This window comes from Francisella sp. 19X1-34, assembly GCF_041102755.1.
Lineage (GTDB): Bacteria > Pseudomonadota > Gammaproteobacteria > Francisellales > Francisellaceae > Francisella.
In genome coordinates, this window is sequence record NZ_JBGCTX010000140.1 from 1 (window position 1) to 1526 (window position 1526).

Genomic DNA, 1526 nt, shown 5'->3' on the forward strand with positions numbered 1-1526 from the left:
TTCTGTAAATCCCTTATTGTTATATTTAAAATATATAACCTAATTAAAATTTACACAATTATCTGTAAAGACCCAGTCCATCTACTAACAGTTCAAATATTTATAATATTTCCTTTAATATGCTTATCATCGACAATAGTTTTTTATATGCAATCTGTTGAACATTTGAACGCAGCACAAGCAGTAGTGATTTTTTCAATTAGTTTCTCTCTCATATGGGGAGGTGATTGGTTTGGTATTACCGTGGGAAATTTAGTAAATAGACATCAAACTATTATAGTTGGTATTTTATATTTATTTCTTTAATTTGTTTGGCTAATAATTTTATAAATATTACATATTCTATTGCATTATTTGCTACAGGTTTTATCTTCTTTGCTCCAAATAAGAATATTCTTGTAATCTACTTATATGAAAAAAATGATGCTTATGGTAGAAATTCTGCAATTACGTTAAGACAATTCTTCGTTAATATTGGAGCAGCTGTAGCAGCAATATTTTTTGGAATAATTGTTAAAAAAATAGGATACAACATATCTTATGAAATAGTTTCTATACTACCTATTCTAGGTTTATTTATTTATATATCTCGAGGAAAGTTAATTTGTCTCAAGATAACGAAAAAGTATTTTTTCCTCAAAATAAAAATTATGTAAAAAATATAGTTTCAATTGGGTTGCTTGGTTTAGTTATTAGCTCAATATTCTTTGCGATTTTTAATTTAGCAAAAGTTGAAACATATATCTTTTTCATTATATTTGCTATTGTTCTGCTCTTTATAATGTTTAAAGCTAAGTCTTTCTTATTAGAAGAAAAAAATATGTTAAGATCTCTTATAATAATTTTCATACTAATAGTTATAGCATCATCTATGGATGCGTTTATACCATCTATTATATCATTATTTATAAATTTAAATGTTAATAGACATATTTTTGGGTATGTGTTGCCTGCATCATCTTTTCAGGGATTTGATTCTATGATGGTTGTAATATTATGTCTCCCACTTAGTTTATTATGGTCATATAAATCAAGGTTATCTCATGATGTAAGTTACTTTAAATATATTACAGGAGGTTTTATAGCATATAGTTTAGGTTTCTTAATACTTTTCTTAGCGATTATAATCTCTCCTAAAAAAATTAATATTTTTATAATTTTACTTTTCTATCTAACACAAGCTGTTGCTTTTACTTTAGTTATACCTAGTTTGAATTCATTAGTATTTAAATACATACCAAAAAAAAATGGATAATCTAATTTTTGGAATTTTTTCTTTTACGGGAGCATTTTCTGGATTAATATTAACGTTTTTAACCCCTTTCTTGCATATTGATACTATTAGTCATAGGATTCAAAGCTCAAATAAAGAAGTATTTCTACATACCTTTTTTTACATTGCGTTATACCCATTTATTATAGCCTGTATAATTATAGTTTGTTATAAACTAACCTCAGTTCGATAATTAGTTCATGTCTAAATATTTATAATTATTGATTTTAATTGGAGAAATAATAAACTGAGC

Annotated in this window: 3 protein-coding genes; all 3 read left to right on the forward strand. The window is 25.2% G+C overall.

Annotated elements, in window-relative coordinates; genetic code table 11:
• Window positions 1-306, forward strand: a 306-nt coding sequence (locus AB8E56_RS11685; RefSeq protein ID WP_329481318.1) for a hypothetical protein, incomplete at its 5' end; no start/stop codon positions are given.
• Between the two features lie 5 nt (window positions 307-311).
• Window positions 312-656, forward strand: a complete 345-nt coding sequence (locus AB8E56_RS11690) for a hypothetical protein (RefSeq protein ID WP_329481321.1) — start codon at window positions 312-314, stop codon at window positions 654-656.
• Window positions 605-1255: a hypothetical protein gene (locus AB8E56_RS11695; protein ID WP_329481323.1), complete on the forward strand. Its 651-nt coding sequence runs from the start codon at window positions 605-607 to the stop codon at window positions 1253-1255. The genes AB8E56_RS11690 and AB8E56_RS11695 overlap by 52 nt, the downstream gene beginning before the upstream one ends.
• Window positions 1256-1526 lie beyond the last annotated feature (271 nt).